This is a genomic window from Allobosea sp. TAF32 (assembly GCF_052113585.1).
Classification (GTDB): Bacteria; Pseudomonadota; Alphaproteobacteria; order Rhizobiales; family Beijerinckiaceae; genus Allobosea.
The window spans coordinates 213,813-233,352 of the sequence record NZ_JBFRDM010000004.1 but is presented as its reverse complement, the minus strand read 5'-3'; the positions used below and the strand labels follow the sequence as shown (position 1 = coordinate 233,352).

Annotated in this window: 18 protein-coding genes and 1 tRNA gene; 7 read left to right on the top strand and 12 right to left on the bottom strand. The window is 65.9% G+C overall.

The annotated features are described in order from the left end of the window. Positions 1–2: 2 nt before the first annotated feature. The 4 genes from clpX to AB4Z16_RS11080 all read right to left on the bottom strand — a co-directional run bounded on the left by clpX (position 3) and on the right by AB4Z16_RS11080 (position 4,042). Positions 3–1,271 carry an ATP-dependent Clp protease ATP-binding subunit ClpX gene (gene clpX, locus AB4Z16_RS11095; protein ID WP_441511401.1) on the bottom strand — a complete coding sequence of 423 codons (1,269 nt, stop codon included), beginning with the start codon at positions 1,269–1,271 and terminating at the stop codon, positions 3–5. Between the two features lie 273 nt (positions 1,272–1,544). Then, positions 1,545–2,168, bottom strand: a complete 624-nt coding sequence (locus AB4Z16_RS11090) for an ATP-dependent Clp protease proteolytic subunit (RefSeq protein WP_441511400.1) — start codon at positions 2,166–2,168, stop codon at positions 1,545–1,547. Between the two features lie 161 nt (positions 2,169–2,329). Further along, positions 2,330–3,766 carry a trigger factor gene (gene tig, locus AB4Z16_RS11085; RefSeq protein WP_441511399.1) on the bottom strand — a complete coding sequence of 479 codons (1,437 nt, stop codon included), beginning with the start codon at positions 3,764–3,766 and terminating at the stop codon, positions 2,330–2,332. A gap of 191 nt (positions 3,767–3,957) precedes the next feature. After that, positions 3,958–4,042 (bottom strand) — tRNA-Leu (locus AB4Z16_RS11080). A 189-nt stretch (positions 4,043–4,231) separates the two neighbouring features. Here AB4Z16_RS11080 and AB4Z16_RS11075 point away from each other — a divergent pair. Then, positions 4,232–5,668, top strand: coding sequence for a multicopper oxidase family protein (locus AB4Z16_RS11075; protein WP_441511398.1), 1,437 nt, complete (start codon positions 4,232–4,234; stop codon positions 5,666–5,668). Positions 5,669–5,677: 9 nt separating this feature from the next. Here AB4Z16_RS11075 and AB4Z16_RS11070 read toward each other — a convergent pair whose 3' ends face one another. From AB4Z16_RS11070 to AB4Z16_RS11060, 3 genes are all read right to left on the bottom strand, one after another. Continuing rightward, complete coding sequence (locus AB4Z16_RS11070; RefSeq protein ID WP_441511397.1) at positions 5,678–6,298, bottom strand: gluconokinase; 621 nt, start codon at positions 6,296–6,298, stop codon at positions 5,678–5,680. A 31-nt stretch (positions 6,299–6,329) separates the two neighbouring features. Next, on the bottom strand, positions 6,330–7,316 hold the full coding sequence (gene gnd / locus AB4Z16_RS11065; RefSeq protein ID WP_441511396.1) for a phosphogluconate dehydrogenase (NAD(+)-dependent, decarboxylating): 987 nt from the start codon (positions 7,314–7,316) through the stop codon (positions 6,330–6,332). A gap of 82 nt (positions 7,317–7,398) precedes the next feature. After that, positions 7,399–8,199, bottom strand: coding sequence for an AraC family transcriptional regulator (locus tag AB4Z16_RS11060; protein WP_441511395.1), 801 nt, complete (start codon positions 8,197–8,199; stop codon positions 7,399–7,401). Positions 8,200–8,269: 70 nt separating this feature from the next. On the opposite strand from AB4Z16_RS11060, the gene AB4Z16_RS11055 reads away from it, so the two are divergent. The 3 genes from AB4Z16_RS11055 (at position 8,270) to AB4Z16_RS11045 (ending at position 9,581) form a co-directional block, all read left to right on the top strand. Next, positions 8,270–8,680, top strand: a complete 411-nt coding sequence (locus AB4Z16_RS11055) for a DUF2000 family protein (RefSeq protein WP_441511394.1) — start codon at positions 8,270–8,272, stop codon at positions 8,678–8,680. Positions 8,681–8,812: 132 nt separating this feature from the next. Continuing rightward, on the top strand, positions 8,813–9,241 hold the full coding sequence (locus tag AB4Z16_RS11050) for a MerR family transcriptional regulator (protein ID WP_441511393.1): 429 nt from the start codon (positions 8,813–8,815) through the stop codon (positions 9,239–9,241). Beyond that, positions 9,177–9,581 (top strand): carboxymuconolactone decarboxylase family protein, encoded by a 405-nt coding sequence (locus AB4Z16_RS11045; RefSeq protein WP_441511392.1) that lies wholly within the window; start codon positions 9,177–9,179, stop codon positions 9,579–9,581. The genes AB4Z16_RS11050 and AB4Z16_RS11045 overlap by 65 nt, the downstream gene beginning before the upstream one ends. 48 nt (positions 9,582–9,629) lie before the next feature. Here AB4Z16_RS11045 and urtE read toward each other — a convergent pair whose 3' ends face one another. The 5 genes from urtE to urtA form a co-directional block, all read right to left on the bottom strand. After that, positions 9,630–10,325, bottom strand: a complete 696-nt coding sequence (gene urtE / locus AB4Z16_RS11040) for an urea ABC transporter ATP-binding subunit UrtE (protein WP_441511391.1) — start codon at positions 10,323–10,325, stop codon at positions 9,630–9,632. A 4-nt stretch (positions 10,326–10,329) separates the two neighbouring features. Continuing rightward, on the bottom strand, positions 10,330–11,094 hold the full coding sequence (urtD, locus tag AB4Z16_RS11035) for an urea ABC transporter ATP-binding protein UrtD (RefSeq protein ID WP_441511390.1): 765 nt from the start codon (positions 11,092–11,094) through the stop codon (positions 10,330–10,332). A 5-nt stretch (positions 11,095–11,099) separates the two neighbouring features. Beyond that, positions 11,100–12,239 carry an urea ABC transporter permease subunit UrtC gene (gene urtC / locus AB4Z16_RS11030; protein WP_441511389.1) on the bottom strand — a complete coding sequence of 380 codons (1,140 nt, stop codon included), beginning with the start codon at positions 12,237–12,239 and terminating at the stop codon, positions 11,100–11,102. Then, entirely contained in the window at positions 12,236–13,837 is a 1,602-nt protein-coding gene (gene urtB / locus AB4Z16_RS11025; RefSeq protein WP_441511388.1) for an urea ABC transporter permease subunit UrtB, read from the bottom strand. Before urtB ends, urtC begins: the two co-directional genes overlap by 4 nt. Positions 13,838–14,059: 222 nt before the next feature. Continuing rightward, positions 14,060–15,349, bottom strand: a complete 1,290-nt coding sequence (gene urtA, locus AB4Z16_RS11020) for an urea ABC transporter substrate-binding protein (protein ID WP_441511387.1) — start codon at positions 15,347–15,349, stop codon at positions 14,060–14,062. A gap of 632 nt (positions 15,350–15,981) precedes the next feature. On the opposite strand from urtA, the gene rnr reads away from it, so the two are divergent. Genes rnr through AB4Z16_RS11005 form a run of 3 tightly spaced genes read left to right on the top strand, consistent with a single transcriptional unit; the run spans position 15,982 to position 19,474 of the window. Then, positions 15,982–18,297: a ribonuclease R gene (gene rnr, locus AB4Z16_RS11015; protein ID WP_441511386.1), complete on the top strand. Its 2,316-nt coding sequence runs from the start codon at positions 15,982–15,984 to the stop codon at positions 18,295–18,297. Further along, positions 18,297–18,743 carry a DUF983 domain-containing protein gene (locus AB4Z16_RS11010; RefSeq protein ID WP_441511385.1) on the top strand — a complete coding sequence of 149 codons (447 nt, stop codon included), beginning with the start codon at positions 18,297–18,299 and terminating at the stop codon, positions 18,741–18,743. The genes rnr and AB4Z16_RS11010 overlap by 1 nt, the downstream gene beginning before the upstream one ends. Then, positions 18,740–19,474, top strand: a complete 735-nt coding sequence (locus AB4Z16_RS11005) for an NUDIX hydrolase (RefSeq protein WP_441511384.1) — start codon at positions 18,740–18,742, stop codon at positions 19,472–19,474. The genes AB4Z16_RS11010 and AB4Z16_RS11005 overlap by 4 nt, the downstream gene beginning before the upstream one ends. Positions 19,475–19,540: the final 66 nt, after the last annotated feature.

Here is a 19,540-nt window from a genome sequence, read left to right as displayed (position 1 = left end):
TCTCAGGCCGAGGCGGTTTTGGTCTCGTCCTCGCGCTCCGCGTAGATGAACAGCGGCCGCGCCTTGTTCTCCACCGCTTCCGGGCCGATCACGATCTGCTCGACGCCCTCGAGGCCGGGCAGCTCGTACATGGTTTCGAGCAAAATGCCCTCCATGATCGAACGCAGGCCGCGCGCGCCGGTCTTCCGCTCGATCGCCTTGCGGGCGATCAGGCTGACGGCCTCGTCGGTGAAGGTCAGCTGCGTGTCTTCCATCTCGAAGAGGCGCTGATACTGCTTGACCAGCGCGTTCTTCGGCTCGGTCAAAATCGTCTTCAGCGCGGCCTCGTCGAGATCCTCCAGCGTCGCCAGAACCGGAAGGCGGCCGACGAACTCCGGGATCAGGCCGAACTTCAACAGATCCTCGGGCTCGACCTCGCGGAAGATCGCGCCGGTGCGGCGCTCGTCGGGCGCCTTGACGGTCGCGCCGAAGCCGATCGAGGTGCCCTTGCCGCGGCTCGATATGATCTTGTCGAGACCGGCGAAGGCACCGCCGCAGATGAAGAGGATGTTGGTGGTATCGACCTGCAGGAATTCCTGCTGCGGATGCTTGCGCCCGCCCTGCGGCGGAACCGAAGCGACCGTGCCCTCCATGATCTTCAGCAGCGCCTGCTGGACGCCCTCGCCCGAGACGTCGCGGGTGATCGAGGGATTGTCCGACTTGCGGCTGATCTTGTCGATCTCGTCGATATAGACGATGCCGCGCTGCGCCCGCTCGACATTGTAGTCGGAGGCCTGGAGCAGCTTGAGGATGATGTTCTCGACGTCTTCGCCGACATAGCCGGCCTCGGTCAGCGTCGTCGCATCCGCCATGGTGAAGGGCACGTCGAGGATGCGGGCGAGCGTCTGCGCAAGCAGGGTCTTGCCCGAGCCGGTCGGCCCGATCAGCAGAATGTTGGATTTCGCCAGCTCGACGTCGTTGTGCTTCGTCGCGTGGCTGAGGCGCTTGTAGTGGTTGTGGACCGCCACCGAGAGCACCTTCTTGGCATGATCCTGGCCGATGACGTAGTCGTCCAGAACCTTGCGGATCTCCTTGGGAGTCGGCACGCCGTCCTTCGACTTCACCAGCGCGGATTTCGATTCCTCGCGGATGATGTCCATGCAGAGCTCGACGCATTCATCGCAGATGAACACGGTCGGGCCCGCGATGAGCTTGCGGACCTCGTGTTGGCTCTTGCCGCAGAAAGAGCAGTACAGCGTGCTCTTAGAGTCGCCGCCGGGCTTATTAGCCATTGTCCATCTCCAGTTCCGGAGACCGGGACCACATCAGCCGAGGCGGATGCAACCGTCGTCTCTCCGTCATAAATAAGCGCTCAGATCACGATGATTAGGTTAACGACCCGTTCCGATACATCCGGAAACGCAGGGCCAATCCAAACCGGATCATAGTGGAGCGCTCGTCCGCTCACCCCCGACCCCATGCAAACACGGGGCCGATCTTCTTTCAATATGGCCCCTGTGAGCCGGCACGCCAACCCACAGGTTCGACACCCCGCGTCGCGGGGCTCAGGCCGCCTCTTCCGGCCGCTTCTCGATGACCTGATCGATCAGGCCGAACTCCTTGGCCTGCTCGGCGGTCATGAAGTTGTCGCGCTCCAGCGCGGCGTGGACTTCCTCGTAGCTGCGGCCGGTGTGCTTCACGTAGATTTCATTGAGCCGCTTCTTCAGGCTTTCGACTTCCTTGGCGTGGATCAGGATGTCGGTGACCTGGCCCTGAAAGCCGCCGGAAGGCTGGTGGACCATGATGCGGGCGTTCGGCAGGGCGAAGCGCATGTCCTTGGCGCCGGCCGTCAGCAGCAGCGAGCCCATCGAGGCGGCCTGGCCCACGCAGAGCGTCGTGACCGGGCAGCGGATGAACTGCATCGTGTCGTAGATCGACAGGCCGGAGGTGACCACGCCGCCGGGCGAATTGATGTAGAAGGAGATTTCCTTCTTGGGGTTCTCGGCCTCGAGGAAGAGAAGCTGCGCCACGATCAGCGACGCGGAGAAATCCTCGACCGGGCCGGTCAGGAAGATGATGCGCTCGCGCAGCAGGCGCGAATAGATGTCGAAGGCGCGCTCGCCACGGCTCGACTGCTCGACCACCATCGGGACGAGATTGTTGTAGGTCTCGATCGGATCGCGAAGCATGGCTCAGTCCTCGGGTGATAGCGCCGGATTGCGGCGGTTTATCGAATCAACGGCTGCTAGGAAGACAACCACATAAGCACGGCGAACGCGGCTGAAAAGGGAAGCGCCGCCGGTCTTGAAGGCCGGCGGCGCGAATGTTGGCATTAAGGTTGCCGGCGGCCTCAGGCGGAGGCGTCGTCAGCCTTCTCGCTGGCCTCGGCCTTCTTGGCCTTCTTGGCGGCGGCCTTCTTCGGCTTGGCCTCGGCAGTCTCCTCGGCCTCGTCGTCGGCATAGAGCGTCTCGCGAGAGACGGTCTGATCCTCGACCTTCACCTGGCCGAGGAGGTGGTCGACGACCTTCTCCTCGAAGATGGGGGCACGGATCTCGGCCAGCGCCTGCGGGTTCTTGCGATAGAACTCCCAGACCTGCTTCTCCTGGCCCGGGAACTGGCGGGCGCGCTCGATCAGGGCCTGGGTGACCTCGTCATCCGAGATCTGGACCTTGGCCTGCTCGCCGATCTCGGCCAGCACGAGGCCGAGGCGCACGCGGCGCTCGGCGATCTTGCGGTAGTCGGCGCGGGCTGCGTCCTCGGTGGTGTCCTCGTCGGCGAAGGTCTTGTTGGCGGCCTTCATGTCGGCCTCGACCTGACTCCAGACGCTGTTGAACTCCTGCTCGACCAGCGTCGGCGGCAGCTCGAAGGTGTACTTGCCGTCGAGCGCGTCGAGCAGGCCCTTCTTCAGCTTACGGCGGGACTGGGCCTGGAAATCACGGCCGATCTGCTCGCTCACGGCGGCCCGCAGGGCATCCAGCGACTCCATGCCGAAGGCCTTGGCGAGCTCATCGTCGATCTTGACGGCATCCGGGCCCTGGACTTCGGTGACGGTGACCACGAACTCGGCCGCCTGGCCGGCGAGATGGGCCGCGCCGTAGTTCTCCGGGAAGGTGACCTTGATCGTGCGGGTCTCGCCCTGCTTGGCGCCTTCGAGCTGCTCCTCGAAGCCGGGGATGAACTGGCCGGAGCCGAGATCGAGCGGGATGCCCTCGCCGGTGCCGCCCTCGAAGGCGTTGCCGTCGATGGTGCCGACATAGGAGATGATCAGGCGGTCGCCGCTCTCGGCCTTGGCCTTCTCGCCCTTCGGCGAATAGGTGCGGTTGCCGGACGCCATGCGCAGCAGGGCGGCGTCGACATCGGCGTCTGGAACCTCGGCGACGGGCTTGGTCAGCGAAACGTCGGAGATGTCGGCCAGCTCGATCTTCGGCAGAACCTCGAGCGCGACGGTGAAGGCGAGATCGCCCTTGGCCTCCATCGCGGCCTCGATCTCGTCCTTGTTCTCGGGGAAGCGGATCTGCGGCTCGAAGGCGAGCTTCAGGTTGTTGTCGGCGACGATCTTCTGGTTGGCTTCGTTGACGGCGTTCTGCAGCACGTCGGACATCACCGAACGGCCATAGAGGCGGCGCAGATGGGCGACCGGCACCTTGCCCGGACGGAAGCCGTTGATCTTGGCCTTGCCCTGAAGGTCCTGCAGGCTGTCGTCGAGCCTCGTCTTCAGGTCGGCGGCGTTCAGCACCACCTGGAATTCGCGCTTGAGGCCCTGGGACAGGGTTTCGGTCACGTTCATTTTTTTACCGCCAACAGCTCGTTTACGTCTCAATGTCCAAAGCGCGACGCCGGTTCCGACCGCCGCCGCGCTCGCGAAAAACTCTCGCATCGGACCAAAAAGTGGAACCCACTCCTCGGAAAATCCGATGCGGCAACAAACACATAGACCGCCGTTCCGCACCCGCAAGGGCGCGCGGCGATCTAGGCCGATGGTGCGGGCGGAGGGACTCGAACCCCCACGACTTTCGCCGCTGGAACCTAAATCCAGTGCGTCTACCAGTTCCGCCACGCCCGCCGGCCCGATAGCGCTGCGTGCGAGCAAACGCAGCGCGGCCATCGTTAAGCCGCGGTGCTATACGCATTTCGGCCGGCGCTTGCAGCAAAAAAATGACGGTTCTGCAAAGAACCCTTCCGGCGCGTGTTTCCACGGCGCGCCGCGTGGCGCCTCTCGCCAGAGCAGCCCACGCGGATTATGCGATATGTCATGACGAAACCACGCCTTGCCCGCCCCGCCCTGTTGTCCCGCCGGCATCTGCTCGCCGGGTTCGGCAGCGCCGGATTGCTGGCGCCGTCGACGGGCTTCGCGCAGGCGCAGGCCGCGCCAGCGAAAGCGCCGGATGTCGCGCAGCCCCGCATGCTCACGGCTGCCCCGGCCAAGGCCCGGCTGCGCCCCACGCCCGCCGCCGAGACGGAGATCTGGGCCTTCGACGGGGTGACGCCGGGCCCGACGCTGCGAATCAAGCAGGGGGAAACGCTGAGCCTGAAGCTGGAGAACCGGACGACGACCCCGCTCGGGCTGCATTGCTACGGTCTGCGCGGCCAAGCAGCACGCGACGGCGTCGGCGGCTTCAGCCAGCCGCCGATCCCTCCGGGCGAGACCGGCGAAATCCGCCTGACCCCGCCGGACAGCGGCACCCTGCTCTACCGGCCCCTGGTCCTCGGCGGCTCCTCGGAGCCCTGTGGCCGCGGTCTGAGCGGCCTGCTGATCGTCGAGGAGCCGGAGCCGCCTGCGGTCGAGCTCGACCTGCCCGTGCTGGTGACGGACTGGCTCCTGGGCGACGACCAATCGCTCCAGCCCTTCGTCCTGCAAGGCAACCCCGCAGCCTCCGCCGGCCGGCTTGGCAGCTGGCTCACCGTGAGCGGCCGCTCCCCGCCGCTGCCGGTGACCGCAAGGCCGGGCGCGCGGATCCGCTTGCGCCTCGCCAATGCCTGCAACGCCCGGATCATGCGGCTGCGCTTCGATGGCGGCAAACCGACCGTGATCGCGGTCGACAGCCAGCCGACGGAGAGCTTCGAGCCGGTTCGCTCGCAACTGCCCTTCGCGCCCGGGACGCGCTACGATGTGGTCCTCGATCTGCCGATAGAAGTCGGCGCCTCGGTCAACGTCACCGCCCTGATCGGGCCGGGCCTGCCGCTGGTGCGAATCGTGACCGCGGGCGAGCCGAAGGTCCCGCCCGCGGCGGTTCCCGCGCTCAAGCTCAACCCGTCGCTGCCCGCCGCCGTCCGCATGCAGGATGCGACGCGTCCGGAGATCGTGATCGAGGGGGGCGCGAAGCTCGGCGACGACCAGAAGCTCGACTTCTCCGGCCTCGATCTCGCCCGGCCCTGGCTGGTCAATGGCGGCGTCGGCAGCCTCGACGCCAAGCCGCTGTTCAGCGTGAAGCGCGGCACGCCGATGGTGATCGCCATCGACAACCGCACCGCCTTCATCCAGCCGCTGCACGTCCATGGCCACAGCTTCCGGCTGTTGCACCCGCTCGACGATGGCTGGGAGAACTACTTCCTCGACACGGTGCAGATCCCGGAGCGCAAGAGGCTGCACATCGCCTTCATCGCCGACAATCCCGGCCGCTGGCTGATCTCATCGACCGTGCTGGAACGCTTCGACCTCGGCGTGTGGGCGTGGTTCGAGGTGACGTGAGGCTGAGCCTCACAGCCCCAGCCGGTCAACCACGTCCTGCACGATCGCGTCCTTGCTGTCCTCCACGGAGACGACGAGCGGCCGCTCGTCCGGCCCGGGCTCTTCCAGCGTCGCGAACTGGCTGTCGAGCAGCGCCGGCGGCATGAAATGATGCTGCCGGGCGGCCATGCGCCGGCCGATCAGCTCGCGCGAGCCCTTGAGATAGACCAGCGCGACGTCCGGCCGATCGCCGACGATCACCTCGCGATAGGCCCTCTTCAGCGCCGAGCAGGTGACGATGCCGTGCTCGCCCTTCGTCCGCAGATCGTCGATCCAGGCGGCGATCGCGGCGAGCCAGGGCTTGCGATCCTCGTCGGTCAGCGGCGTGCCGCCGGCCATCTTGGCGACGTTCTCGGGCGGATGGAAGGAATCGGCGTCCCGGAAAGGCCAGCCGAGCCGCGCGGCCAGCCGCTCGCCCAGCGAGGTCTTGCCGGAGCTGGCGACGCCCATGACGACGATGACGGCGGGCCTGATGGGCGAGCCCTCATCTTGAGGAGCAGCCGCAGGCTGCGCCTCGAAGGATGTTTCAGAGCGCTCTGGAGCATCCTTCGAGACGGCCGCTGCCGCGGCCTCCTCAGGATGAAGGCTCAAGGAACCTGCCAGCTTTTGTGAGCTCACGGCCTCACCCCTGCTTCTTCGGCTCGACATGGCCACCGAAGCCGGCGCGCATGGCGGAGAGGATCTTTTCGCCGAAGGTGTGATCCACCCTCGAGCGGAAGCGCGCGAACAGCGCCGAGGTCAGCACCTCCGCGGGCGTCGCGGTCTCGACGGCGGCATCGACCGTCCACCGGCCCTCGCCGGAATCCGAGACGTTGCCGGTGTAGGAGGACAGCTCCTCGTCAGCCGCCAGCGCCTCTGCCGTGAGGTCGAGCAGCCAGGAAGTGACGACCGAGCCGCGGCGCCAGACCTCGGCGATCTCCGCCACGTCGAAATCGAAGCCGTATTCGGCCGGAAGGCCTTCCTTGGCGGAGGCATTGCGCAGCAGGTCGAAGCCCTCCGCGAAGGCCTGCATCATGCCGTATTCGATGCCGTTATGGATCATTTTGACGAAATGGCCGGCGCCGGTCGGGCCGCAATGCAGATAGCCCTGTTCGCTCGTCGGATTGCGGCCCTCGCGATGCCTGGTGGGTTCGATATCGCCCTTGCCCGGCGCCAGCGCCTCGAAGATCGGCTCCAGCCGGTCGAAAGCCGGTTTGTCGCCGCCGATCATCAGGCAGTAGCCGCGGTCGAGGCCGTGGACGCCGCCGGAGGTGCCGATATCCATGTAGTGGATGCCCTTGGCCGCGAGCTCCTTGCCGCGGCGGACATCGTCCTTCCAGAAAGCGTTGCCTCCGTCGATCAGCGTATCGCCGCCGGCAACAAGGCCGGCCAGCTCGGCCAATGTCGCCTCGGTGATCTTGCCGGCCGGCAGCATCACCCAGATGGCGCGCGGCGCCTTGAGCTTGGCGACCATGTCCGTGAGATCGGCCGCAAGGGTCGCGCCGTCGGCGGCCAGCGCCTGGCCCGGCTTCGGATCGCGGTCATAAACCACGCATTCATGGCCGGCGCGCATCAGGCGGCGCACGATGTTGGCCCCCATGCGGCCGAGGCCAATCACTCCAAGCTGCATATCCGACACTCCGCGAAGCCCGCCTTTGTCGCTGCTTCAAGCATGGAGGCGGCGGGCGGGGCAAGCCGGCGCAGTTCCGGCGTCATGTCCGGGCCCGGCTCTGCAAGGCTCGCCAACGCCCCGGTGTGACGCCATAGGCGCGGCGGAACTGGCGGGTCAGATGGCTCTGATCGGCGAAGCCGCAGGCCAAGGCGGCATCCGCCAGCGACAGGTCCTGCGCCAGCAGGCGCCGGGCGCGGTCAAGGCGGCGCATTATCAGATAATTATAGGGGCTGGTGCCGAAGGCCGCGCGAAACTGACGCGCCAGCGCGAAGCGATCGAGACCGGAGACGGCCTCGAGCCGCACCGAATCGACCCCCTCGGCGGTATGGGCGTCGAGATAGTCGCGCGCCTTCTCCAGTGCCGCGACATCGGAGCGCATTGGTCTGGGGCTGGCTGCCGAGGGATCGAGGGCGAGCAAGGCATCCGCAAGCCGCTGCATCAGATCGTCGACGGCCATCGAGTCGAGCGGCGCATCGAAATCTCGCAACGCGCGTGCGATGGCGGCGACCAGGCGCCGGTCCTGCGAGACAGCGGAGGAAACGAAGGGCAAGGCCTTGCCATGCTCGCCCATCGCGTCGCGGATCAACCGCGGCTCGACATAGAGCATGCGGTAGCGGAAGCCCTCAGCGATGCCGGAACGCCCGTTATGGACTTCGTCCGGATGGATGACGATGGCTTGGCCGCTGAGGCTGTCACAGCGTGCGCCGCGATAATCGAAGGATTGCACGCCCGAGAGCGTCAGGCCGAAAGCGTAGGTGTCGTGGCGGTGCGGGTCATAGGCGTAGCCGCGAAAGAAGGCCTCGATCCGCTCGATGCCATCAGTCCCGCTGCCGAGCCGCACCCAATCCTCGCCCCCCGATCTGCACGATCGTTCAAGACGCGCCCTTCCCGCTTCGGCTATCGCTCGATCCATGCGTTACGATACCAAGATCGCCATCGTGGTGCGCGAGAATCTCGCGACCTGGCAGAAACTCAACGTCGCCAGCTTCCTGTCGGGAGGGCTTGTCGGCGCTGCCCCCGAAATTGCGGGAGAACCGTATCAGGACGGTTCGGGCCGCTTCTATGGCCCGCTGATCCGCCAGCCCGTGCTGATCTTCGCCGCCACGGCTGAGGATCTGAAACAGGTGATGCAGCGCGCGCAGGGCCGCGGCGTGCGGGCTCATCTCTATACGAATGAGCTGTTCACGACCGGCAACGACGTCGACAACCGTGCGGCGGTGGCGGCGGTCACGACGGCCGATCTCGACCTTGTCGGCCTCGGGCTGCATGCCGAACGGAAGGAAATCGATAAGATCGTCAAGGGGTTGAAGCTTCACGGCTGAGATTTCGATTCAAGCTCGCATGCCAGCGCCGGGCACCCTCGCGGCGCTCTCATTTTCTCGCCGACAGACGCTTGACTTAGAGCGCGCTCGAACCCGTAGCTTCCAAGGCGTCGTGATGAGAAGAAGGCGCCCATGAAAATCGGTGAACTGGCCAGGCGTTCGGGATTATCGGCCCATACGATCCGCTATTACGAGCGGATCGGGCTGTTGCCCTATGCCGACAGGGACCGGTCGAGCCAGCGCGACTACGACGCTTCGATCCTCGTCTGGATCGAGTTCCTCGGCAAGCTCAAGACCACGGGCATGCCGATCCGCGAGATGCTGCGCTACGCGGCTTTGCGAGAACAGGGTTCTGGCACGGAATCCGAGCGCCGCACTCAGCTGGAGCGTCACCGCGAGCAGGTCCGCGCCCGCGTTGCGGAGCTCAACGCCTGCCTTCTCGTCCTCGACACCAAAATCGCCGGCTATGGCGACGCCGAGAAGAGGATCGACGATTATGACGCAGAGCTTTTCCAACGCCGCCAACACTCGTCTCGAACGCGGCAAGCGCGCCCTCGCTGAGATCGACGGCGAAGCCGGCCACAAGGTGATCGCGGCGCTCGCCGATGTCGCACCTGATTTCGCCGACTATGTCTTGGAGTTTCCATTCGGCGACATCTATTCGCGGCCCGGTCTCGACCTGCGCGCCCGCGAGATCGCGACGATCGCCGCGCTTGCGGCGATGGGCAATGCCGCGCCGCAGCTCAAGGTGCATATCGAGGCGGGGCTCAATGTCGGGCTCTCGCGCCCGGAGATCACGGAGGTCCTGATGCAGATGGCGGTCTATGCCGGATTTCCAGCCGCGCTGAACGGGCTGTTCGCGGCCAAGGAGGTGTTTGCGGCGCGCGACCTCGCGGCCTGAGCCAGGGCTCAGTAGGCCCCGCTGGCTCCCGGTCAGCGCGTTCTGCCCTCACACCTGAATCAACCGCTGCACCTGATTGCCGTCGAGTTCGTTCATCGGCCCCGACAGCACGACCTCGCCGCGGTCCATCACGAACATGGTGTCGGCGAGATCGCGGGCGAAGTCGAAATACTGCTCGACCAGCACGATCGCCATGCCGCCCTTCTGGCGGAGATAGTCGATGGCGCGGCCGATATCCTTGATGATCGAAGGCTGGATGCCCTCGGTCGGCTCGTCCAGAACCAGCAATTTGGGCCGGGTGACCAACGCTCGCGCGATAGCGAGCTGCTGCTGTTGGCCACCCGAGAGGTCTCCGCCGCGCCGGCCGAGCATCGACTTCAGCACGGGGAATAGGTCGAAGAGTTCATCCGGGACGTAGCGATCCCTGCGCTTCAGCGGCGCAAAGCCCGTCTCCAGATTTTCCTTCACCGTCAGCAGCGGGAAGATCTCCCGCCCCTGCGGCACATAGGCGATGCCGGCGCGCGCGCGCTCCTCGCTGCGCAGCCCGGAAATCTCCTCTCCGTCGAAGCGAATATGGCCTGCCGAGATCGGCTGATGGCCGACGATGGCGCGCATCAGCGAGGTCTTGCCGACGCCGTTGCGCCCCATCACGCAGGTGACCTTGCCGGGCTCCGCAGCGATCGAAACATGGCGCAGGGCCTGCGCGGCGCCGTAATGCAGATTGATGGCGTCGACGGTCAGCATCGCATCATCGCCCCAGATAGACTTCGACGACGCGCTCATTGGCGCTGACCTGATCGAGGGGGCCCTCTGCCAGCACCGAGCCCTCGTGCAGCACCGTGACCTTCACGCCGAGCTCGCGGATGAAGCCCATGTCGTGCTCGACGACGATCACCGAATGATCCCTGGCGATCTCCTTGAGCAGCACGGCCGTTTGCGCCGTCTCGCCATCGGTCATGCCGGCGGCGGGCTCGTCGACGAGCAGGAGCTTGGGGTCCTGCGCCAGCAGCATGCCGATCTCGAGCCACTGCTTCTGGCCGTGCGAGAGCGAGCCGGCCAACCGGTCACGCTTGTCGGCGAGCTTCACGATGCCGAGGATGTCATCGATCCGCTTCTGCTGAGGTTCCCCGGTTTTCCAGAACAGCGTCTTGCCGACCGTGCGCTTCGATTTCAGCGCGAGCAGGATATTGTCCTCGATGGTGTGGAAGTCGAAAACCGTCGGCTTCTGGAACTTGCGGCCGATGCCGAGATTGGCGATCGCGGCCTCGTCGAGACGGGTGAGATCGACGGTGCCGGCGAACATCACCGTGCCGACATCCGGCTTTGTCTTGCCGGTGATAATGTCCATCATCGTGGTCTTGCCGGCGCCGTTGGGGCCGATGATGGCGCGCATCTCGCCGGGCTCGATCGTCAGCGAGAGATTGCGGATGGCCTTGAAGCCGTCGAACGAGACGCTGACGCCGTCGAGATAGAGCAGCGAGGAGGTCAGGGCGCCGGGCACGGGAGCGTTCATCGCCTTCACTCCGCCGGTGCCGGCTCGGCGGCCGGCGTCGCTTCGGGCTTCCGGCGACGCGCCCACAGGGCCTCGGCCGTGCCCAGAATGCCCTTGGGCAGGAAGAGCGTGACGACGACGAAGAGCCCGCCGAGCGCGAAGAGCCAGTACGGCGCCATAAAGCCGGAGGTGAAGACCGTCTTGGCCCAGTTTACGACCACGGCACCGAGCGCCGCGCCGACCAGCGTGCCACGCCCGCCGACCGCGACCCAGATCACGGTCTCGATCGAGTTGGCTGGGGCGAATTCACTGGGGTTGATGATGCCGACCTGCGGCACGTAGAGCGCACCGGCCACGCCCGCCATGCAGGCCGAGACGGTGAAGACGAAGAGCTTGAAGCGATCCACCCGGTAGCCGAGGAAGCGCGTGCGGGATTCCGCGTCTCGGATCGCGATCACCACCTTGCCGAGCTTCGAGACGACGATGCCGCGGGCGATCAGGAAGCCCACCGCCAGCATCACGCAGGTCATTGAAAACAGAGCGGCTCTGGTCCCTTGCGCCTGGACGTTGAAGCCGAGGATGTCCTTGAAGTCGGTCAGGCCGTTATTGCCGCCGAAGCCCATATCGTTGCGGAAGAAGGCGAGCAGCAAGGCATAGGTCAGCGCCTGGGTGATGATCGAGAGATAGACGCCGGTGACGCGCGAGCGGAAGGCAAACCAGCCGAAGACGAAGGCGAGCAGGCCGGGAACCAGCAGCACCATCAGCATGGCGAAGGGGAAGGAGGAGAAGCCCCACCAGTACCAGGGCAGCTCCTGCCAGTTCAGGAAGACCATGAAGTCGGGCAGGATCGGATTGCCATAGACGCCGCGGGTGCCGATCTGGCGCATCAGATACATGCCCATGGCGTAGCCGCCGAGCGCGAAGAAGGCGCCGTGGCCGAGGCTGAGGATGCCGCAATAGCCCCAGACGAGATCGAGCGAGACCGCCAGCAGCGCGTAGCAGAGATATTTGCCCCAGAGCGACATGGTCGAGGTCGGAACGTGGAAGGGCGAGCTTGCCGGCAGCAGCAGGTTCGCCAGCGGCACCAGCACGCCGAGACCGAGCAGGATCGCCAGGAAGATTCCGGCACGCTTGTCCATGTTCTGGAGGAGGAAGCGGGTGATCATGCTTCCACCGCCCGGCCCTTCAGCGCGAACAGGCCGCGCGGTCGCTTCTGGATGAAGAGAATGATGCAGACCAGCAGCGCGATCTTGCCGAGCACGGCGCCGGCATAGGGTTCGAGCAGCTTGTTGGCGACGCCGAGTGTCATCGCGCCGACCAGCGTGCCCCAAAGATTGCCGACGCCGCCGAAGACCACGACCATGAAGCTGTCGATAATGTAGCTCTGGCCGAGGTTCGGACTGACATTGTCGATCTGCGAGAGCGCAACGCCCGCAAGGCCAGCGACGCCCGAGCCCAGCCCGAAGGTCAGCGCGTCGATGCGGCCGGTGCGGATGCCCATCGCCGAGGCCATGCGCCGGTTCTGGGTGACGGCGCGCATCTGCAGGCCCATCGGCGTCAGCTTGAGGATGGCGAGGAGTGCCGCGAAGACCAGCGCCGCGAAGACAATGATCCAGAGCCGGTTGTAGGTGATCGCCAGACCACCGAGTTCGAAGGCGCCCGACATGAAGGCGGGCGCGCCGACCTCGCGATTGGTCGGGCCGAAGGCGGTGCGGACCGCCTGCTGCAGCATCAGGCTGATGCCCCAGGTCGCCAGCAGCGTCTCCAGTGGCCGGCCATAGAGGAAGCGGATGACGCCGCGCTCGATGGCGATGCCGACCGCCCCGGCGACGATGAAGGCAGCAGGCAGCGCGATCGCCAGCGACCAATCGAAGAGCCAGGGCGCGTTCGTGCGGATCAGTTCCTGCACCACGAAGGTGGTGTAGGCACCGAGCATGACCATCTCGCCATGGGCCATGTTGATGACACCCATCACGCCGAAGGTGATGGCGAGACCGATGGCCGCAAGCAGCAGCACCGAGCCGAGCGAGAGGCCGTACCAGAGGTTCTGTACGACGGCCCATAGCTTCAGCCGGCCCTCGATGGCGGCGACCGCCCTGCTCTGCGCATCACGGAGCGTCGGCGTGATCTCGCCGGAGAGACCGCGCAGCGCCGCCAGCGCATCCTGATCGCCGCGTTCGCGCAGCACCTCGACAGCCGCGACCCGATCGAGCGGCTGGGCATCTGGCTTGGCGATCAGGATCGCGGCCTGGGCCTGTCGCAAGGCGGCGAGCGCGCGCGGATCGGTCTCCTTGCCGATCGCGGCCTCGACGATCGGCAGCAGGCCCGCATCGCGCGACTTGAAGACGGCCTCCGCCGCGGAGATGCGCTTGCCCGGATCGGGATTGAGCAGGCTCAAGCCACCGAGCGCGGCCTGCACGGCACGGCGCACGCTGTTGTTGAGGCGCACCGTCTTCAGTCCTGCGGGCGCCGCGGTGAGCGCGTGCCCGGTCCGGGCGTCGACCAAGCCGCCCGCAGCTGTCTTCACCACGACACCGCCCGCCCCGACGAGCAGCCGCCCGTCGCCGAGCGCCTCGATGATCAGCGACGCATTCGGATGAGCCGTCGAAACGAGGATTTCGATCGCGCGGGAGGTATCCGAATAGCTGTCGGCTGCGAGCCGCGTGAAGGCTTCGTCGGCCGTCTGCGCGAAGGAAGCGACCGAAGCGGCGAGGAGCGCCACGAGGATGATGATCGCGTGCTTCAGGCGATGGAAGATGAGCATCGGGCCGGTTCGTCTCACGCTTGGTTCAATCTCAGTCCTCATCCTGAGGAGCTACGCAGAGGCGTCTCGAACGATGGCTCCAGCGCGCTCTGGACCATCCTTCGAGACGCGAGCCTTGCTCGCTCCTCAGGATGAGGGCTCGATCTGAAACGGGTCGCCTGTGAGCGGGTGAATGAAGGGCGGCCGGGATTTTTTCCCGTGCCGCCCTTCCCCCTCATGATCTCAGACGCCGCCGCATTTGCCGGTCTTGACGTTGAAGTTGCCGCATTTCTTCTCGACCCAGTCGCCGACGAGGTCCTTCGAGCCGTCGAGTTCCTTCGACCAGGCGTCGCCCGGCACGAGACCGCTGGTCTTCCAGACCACGTCGAACTGGCCGTCTTCCTTGATCTCGCCGATGAAGACCGGCTTGGTGATGTGGTGGTTCGGGAGCATCTTCGAGATGCCACCGGTCAGGTTCGGCGCCTCGATGCCGGGCAGCGCGTCGATGACCTTGTCCGGATCGGTGCTCTTGGCCTTCTCCACCGCCTTCACCCACATGTTGAAGCCGATGTAATGCGCTTCCATCGGGTCGTTGGTGACGCGCTTCGGGTTCTTGGTGAAGGCCTGCCACTGCTTGATGAAAGCGTCGTTCTCGGGCGTCTTGATCGACTGGAAATAGTTCCAGGCTGCGAGATGGCCGAGCAGCGGCTTCGTATCGATGCCGGCAAGCTCCTCCTCGCCGACCGAGAAGGCGACGACCGGGATGTCGGTCGCCTTGATGCCCTGGTTGCCGAGCTCCTTGTAGAACGGCACGTTGGCGTCGCCATTGATGGTCGAGACCACCGCCGTCTTCTTGCCGGCCGAGCCGAACTTCTTGATGTCGGAGACGATGGTCTGCCAGTCGGAGTGGCCAAAGGGCGTGTAGTTGATCATGATATCCTCGGGCTTCACGCCCTTGGACTTCAGATACGCCTCGAGGATCTTGTTGGTTGTGCGCGGGTAGACATAGTCGGTGCCGGCGAGAACCCAGCGCTCGACCTTCTCCTCCTTGGCGAGATAGTCGACGGCGGGGATCGCCTGCTGGTTCGGCGCGGCGCCCGTATAGAATACGTTGCGCTCGCTCTCCTCGCCCTCGTACTGGACGGGGTAGAACAGGATGTTGTTGAGCTCCTTGAAGACCGGCAGCACCGACTTGCGCGAGACCGAGGTCCAGCAGCCGAAGGTGGCCGCGACCTTGTCCTTGGTGATCAGCTCGCGCGCCTTCTCGGCGAAGAGCGGCCAGTTCGAGGCGGGATCGACGACGACGGCCTCGAGCTTCTTGCCCAGCAGACCGCCCTTCTTGTTCTGCTCCTCGATGAGCATCAGCATGACGTCCTTCAACGTCGTCTCGGAGATGGCCATCGTGCCCGAGAGCGAATGAAGGATGCCGACCTTGATGGTCTCCTGCTGCGCCGCCGCCGGCAGATAGGAGGACCCGAGGAAAGCGGCGCCGGCCAAAGCCGTGCCGAGGAATTCGCGACGATTGCTGTTCACGGACATCTCCCGAAGGATGTTTGTTGGCGGCGCCCCTCGACGCCGGCAGGCCTCCCTGGCCCGGAGGCAGCTTTCGCAAGGGCCGTGCCAAGCGCCGACGGCCTTTGCGACGAGGCGCAAATCTCTGTCCGTAACGAGGCTTTGGCAGCATTTCCTGCGAAAGCGCGACCACTCAACGCAATCATCGAACTCAACGGGAGAAATCTGCCCATTCCGTCATCAAATCACGTGGCGCATGTTTGTGCACCGCAGCATATGCCTGAAATTTCATCGACGGGCACGGGTTTTAAGTAACGGAGTACAGCGTTTTTTTTGGCATTTACGAGCACAGGAGAATCGACTTAGCCTCATCTTCGTCGGTAACAACTGAAAGGAGGTGATCCAGTGTCTCATTGTCATCAGCCGCTGGTGCAAAGCGGGTGGACCTGGACCTCTTCTTCCCGGGGTTCGTGTTCCGCGTGAGTTTTCGCACCTTTGATCCGGCTCGCTGGATCGCGGTTCGACAATGGAAGGGCTGTCCGAAAGGGCGGCCCTTCTTCTTTTGATCTCGCGAATGCTGGCGCGAGCCCACAAGGCGTGGCAGACAGGCGGGGTGACCTACTTTCCCAGCCTTTACCCGTCGAGTACCAGCATTGTCCGTTCCTGAACCGAGCCGCGAGGCGATCCTCGACTTCATCGAGGAGGAGCGCGCCGCCGGCCGCGAGGTCGGCCGCCGCGAGATCGCCAAGGCCTTCGGGCTGGACCAGGGCGGCAAGATCTGGCTGAAGCGCCTGCTGAAGGAACTTGCCCAGGAAGGCGAGATCGGCGGGGACGGCAAGGAGCGCCCGGTGCATCCGCGCGGCGCGCTGCCGCCTGTGCTGCTGTCCGAGATCAAGCGCCGCGACCGCGAGGGCGACCTCATAGCCCAGCCGCTCGAATGGGACGAGGCGGAAAGCGGCGCACCGCCGCAAATCCTGGTCGAGCGCGTCCGCGAGGGACGACGGAAGCCGCACGCGGCGGCCCCCGCCCCGGGCGTCGGCGATCAGGTCATCCTCAAGCTGACCCGCCTGAGGGGCGTCGCGGACTTCGCCTATTCCGGCCGAGTGCTCAAGATCATGGGCAAGGCCAAAGCCGCCGTGCTCGGCATCTTCCGCGCCCTGCCCGACGGCTCGGGCCGGCTGGTGCCGATCGACAAGAAGGCACAGGGGCGCGAGGCGATCATCCCCAAGGGCCGCACGGCCGAGGCTGAAGATGGCGACCTCGTCTCGGTCTCTCTGCGCCGCGAGAGCCGCTTCGGCCCGCCCGAGGCGCAGGTGCGCGAGCGGCTGGGCTCGATCAAGTCCGAACGCGCCGTCAGCCTGATCGCGATCCACGCCCACGGCATCCCGCATGAATTCCCGCCGGCCGCTCTCCAGGAAGCGGCGGACGCACCGACCGCGACGCTGAAGGGGCGCGAGGACTGGCGCGAGCTACCGCTCATCACGATCGACCCCGCCGACGCCAAGGACCATGACGACGCTGTCCATGCGGCGCCCGACGAGGACCCGGCCAATGCCGGCGGCTTCGTCGTCACCGTCGCCATCGCCGACGTCGCGGCCTATGTCCGGCCGGGTTCGGCCCTCGATCGCGAGGCGCTGGAGCGCGGCAATTCGGTTTATTTCCCCGATCGCGTCGTGCCGATGTTGCCGGAACGGATCTCGAACGATCTGTGTTCGCTTCGCGAGAACGAGGACCGGCCGGCCATGGCGGTGCGGCTCGTGCTCAAATCCGACGGATCGAAGAAGAGCCACTCCTTCCACCGCGTGCTGATGCGCTCAGCCGCCAAGCTCTCCTACCAGCAGGCTCAAAGCGCGATCGACGGCAACCCGGACGAGAAGACCGGGCCGATCCGCGAGAGCGTGCTGATGCCGCTCTGGGCGGCCTATGGCGTGGCGGCTCGCGCCCGCGACCAGCGCCAGCCGCTCGATCTCGATTTGCCTGAGCGCAAGCTGATCCTGAAGCCCGACGGCGCGGTCGAGCGCGTGATCGTGCCGGAGCGGCTGGCCGCCCATAAGCTGATCGAGGAATTCATGATCCTCGCCAATGTCGCGGCGGCCGAGACGCTGGAGAAGGCCGGGAGCCTGCTGGTCTATCGCTGCCATGACGAGCCGTCGCTCGAGAAGATGCGCGCGCTAGGCGAGGTGCTGGCCTCGATCGGCATCAAGCTGCCGAAGGACGGGGCGCTCAGGCCCGTGCTGTTCAACCGCATCCTGGCGATGATCAAGGGCTCGGAGAACGAGACGCTGATCAACGAGGTGGTGCTGCGCACGCAGGCCCAGGCAGAATATGTCGCCGAGAATTACGGGCATTTCGGCCTTAATCTGCGCCGCTACGCGCATTTCACCTCGCCGATCCGCCGCTATGCCGATCTGATCGTCCACCGCGCGCTCGTCACCGCGCTCAAGCTCGGCGATGACGGCCTGCCGAAGAATACGACGCTCGCCGAACTGCGCGAGATCGCGACCCGCATCTCCGCCGCCGAGCGCCGCGCCATGGCAGCCGAGCGCGAGACGACCGACCGACTGATCGCGCACTTCCTCGCCGATCAGATCGGCGCGAGCTTCGACGGGCGGGTCGGCGGGGTGAATCGCGCGGGGCTCTTCGTGAAGCTCAACGATACCGGAGCGGACGGCTTCATCCCCGCCTCCACGCTCGGAGGCGACTATTACCGCTATGACGAGGCTGCCCATGCCCTGATCGGCGAGCGCACCGGCGAAAGCTGGCGCCTCGGCGACAAGGTGCATGTCAAGCTGGTCGAGGCCGCGCCCGTCGCTGGCGCATTGCGCTTCGAGCTGCTTTCGGCCGGCAGGACTGTGGCGACGGGCCGCGCTGGCAAGCGCCGCGGCGGCGCGCCATATGGGGAAAGCCGGCCGACGAGCTTCGGCAAGAGGGCCAAGCCGGGCCGGGCCAAGCCTGGCAAGAGGCGGTGATGAGCGTCCAGATCCACAGCGCGGAAACGCATGTCGAAACCCGCGACTGGCGGGAAGCCGTGGCGCGTGGGCTGAAGGGCCGATGCCCACATTGCGGCCGCGGAGGGCTGTTCCGCGCCTTCCTGAAGCCGGTCGATGCCTGCGAATCCTGCGGTGAGGAGCTGCATCATCAGCGCGCCGACGACCTGCCGCCCTATATCGTCATCACCATCGTCGGCCATATCGTGGTCGGCGGCATTCTGCTCGCCGAGAAGTACGGCGACTGGCCGATGTGGTGGCACATGGCGCTCTGGCCGGCATTGACGCTGATCCTGTCCATGGCCCTGATGCAGCCTGTGAAGGGCGGCGTCGTCGGCCTGCAATGGGCCGTGCGCCTACACGGCTTCGGCGGCGAGCCCGACCGGCCCGAACGCCAGCCCCTGCCCCCATCCGGATCGCGCCCATGACCGACCACACCGTCACCCTGACCCAGGCCGAGCGCGTCCGCACCACGGTCAATCTGCGTCCGAAGGACGCCGCGACCATGCTGATCCTGGACCGCAGCGGCGCGCGCCCGAAGGTCCTGATGGGCAAGCGCCACGCCGGCCACAAGTTCATGCCGGGCAAATACGTCTTTCCCGGCGGACGCATCGAGGACGGCGACCGACGTATGGTCGCGACCGGCGCGGTGCCGCAGATCTGCGAGGACCGGCTCGGCAAGCGCTGCCTGCGCCCAAGCGCCGGCAAGGCGCGGGCGCTGGCGCTCGCAGCAATCCGCGAGACCTTCGAGGAAACCGGTCTGCTCTTCGGCTCTGACGAATTCGGAGCGCCGGAGAATCCGCCGGCCGGAAGCTGGACCGACTTCGCCGCTCAGGGCGTGTTTCCCGATCTCTCCGCCATCACCTTCGTCGCCCGCGCGATCACGCCGCCGCGCCGGCCGAAGCGCTTCGACACCCGCTTCTTCACCGTCGACGCCGCAGCGGTCGCCGGCAAGGTCGAAGGCATCGTCGGACCGGATTCGGAACTGACCGATCTCGTCTGGGTCGATTTCGAGGAGGCGAAGGCGCTCGACCTGCCGACGATCACCACTGTCATCCTGCAGGAGGTCGAATCGCGCATCGCCGCCGGCTTCGCGCCCTACCTGCCGGTGCCGTTCTACTGGGAGAAGCGCGGCAGCTTCGTGCGCGAGGAGCTCTGAACCGGCGGAAATCCCGCCTTACGGACAGGATCGTCATCGGATCGTTATTCTTTCTTGACTTCCCCA

Bases quoted from the DNA above. Each gene is read 5' to 3' on its own strand.
- clpX (WP_441511401.1), bottom strand. From the start codon at position 1,271: ATGGCTAATAAGCCCGGCGGCGACTCTAAGAGCACGCTGTACTGCTCT.
- AB4Z16_RS11090 (WP_441511400.1), bottom strand. From the start codon at position 2,168: ATGCTTCGCGATCCGATCGAGACCTACAACAATCTCGTCCCGATGGTG.
- tig (WP_441511399.1), bottom strand. From the start codon at position 3,766: ATGAACGTGACCGAAACCCTGTCCCAGGGCCTCAAGCGCGAATTCCAG.
- AB4Z16_RS11075 (WP_441511398.1), top strand. From the start codon at position 4,232: ATGACGAAACCACGCCTTGCCCGCCCCGCCCTGTTGTCCCGCCGGCAT.
- gnd (WP_441511396.1), bottom strand. From the start codon at position 7,316: ATGCAGCTTGGAGTGATTGGCCTCGGCCGCATGGGGGCCAACATCGTG.
- AB4Z16_RS11055 (WP_441511394.1), top strand. From the start codon at position 8,270: ATGCGTTACGATACCAAGATCGCCATCGTGGTGCGCGAGAATCTCGCG.
- AB4Z16_RS11050 (WP_441511393.1), top strand. From the start codon at position 8,813: ATGAAAATCGGTGAACTGGCCAGGCGTTCGGGATTATCGGCCCATACG.
- AB4Z16_RS11045 (WP_441511392.1), top strand. From the start codon at position 9,177: ATGACGCAGAGCTTTTCCAACGCCGCCAACACTCGTCTCGAACGCGGC.
- urtE (WP_441511391.1), bottom strand. From the start codon at position 10,325: ATGCTGACCGTCGACGCCATCAATCTGCATTACGGCGCCGCGCAGGCC.
- urtD (WP_441511390.1), bottom strand. From the start codon at position 11,094: ATGAACGCTCCCGTGCCCGGCGCCCTGACCTCCTCGCTGCTCTATCTC.
- urtC (WP_441511389.1), bottom strand. From the start codon at position 12,239: ATGATCACCCGCTTCCTCCTCCAGAACATGGACAAGCGTGCCGGAATC.
- urtB (WP_441511388.1), bottom strand. From the start codon at position 13,837: ATGCTCATCTTCCATCGCCTGAAGCACGCGATCATCATCCTCGTGGCG.
- AB4Z16_RS11010 (WP_441511385.1), top strand. From the start codon at position 18,297: ATGAGCGTCCAGATCCACAGCGCGGAAACGCATGTCGAAACCCGCGAC.
- AB4Z16_RS11005 (WP_441511384.1), top strand. From the start codon at position 18,740: ATGACCGACCACACCGTCACCCTGACCCAGGCCGAGCGCGTCCGCACC.